This is a genomic window from Knoellia aerolata DSM 18566, assembly GCF_000768695.1.
In the GTDB taxonomy this organism is placed as follows: Bacteria; Actinomycetota; Actinomycetes; order Actinomycetales; family Dermatophilaceae; genus Knoellia; species Knoellia aerolata.
Genome location: NZ_AVPL01000173.1, coordinates 1 through 514, shown reverse-complemented (window position 1 = coordinate 514; position 514 = coordinate 1). Strand labels below are relative to the sequence as shown.

Below are 514 nucleotides of genomic sequence, written 5' to 3'. Positions count from 1 at the left end.
GCTTCGAGGGTTTTGAAGGCGAGCTCGACGCCAACCAGCATCGCGGCCTGAGCGACGGCTGGCGCCATCGCGGCCTGCCCTGGGTGCAGGACTGACATGGCGGCCTTCGATCTGGAGGGCGTGGTGCGCGCCCTGGACGGCATCCGCGCCCAATGGCGCACCTCGCAACAGCGCGCCCGCGAGCCAGGCGAACGCGAGTTTCCGTCGCGCGAGGCGCTGGCCGACATCTTCGACAAGTTCAAGCGCGCGCTTTTCCCCATGCGCCTGGGGCCGGTGGACATGCGCCACGAAAGCGAGAATTTCTATGTCGGCTACACGCTGGACGCGGCCCTGCGCAGCCTGCTGGAACAGGCGCGGCTGGAGCTGCGGCGTCACGCGCCCGCCGACGCCGGAGTCGAGGAACACGCCGCCGCGATCGTGCGGCGGTTCGCCGCCGCGCTGCCGGACGTGCGGCGGCTGCTCGACAGCGACGTGCTGGCGGCCTATCACGGCGATCCCGCGGCGCGCAGCGTGG

1 protein-coding gene is annotated in these 514 nt (G+C 71.4%); it reads left to right on the top strand.

Annotation, left to right across the window (positions count from 1 at the left end):
* Positions 1 to 96 precede the first annotated feature (96 nt).
* Positions 97 to 514 (top strand): hypothetical protein (locus N801_RS22225; protein WP_035941085.1); only part of this gene is annotated, 418 nt, incomplete at its 3' end.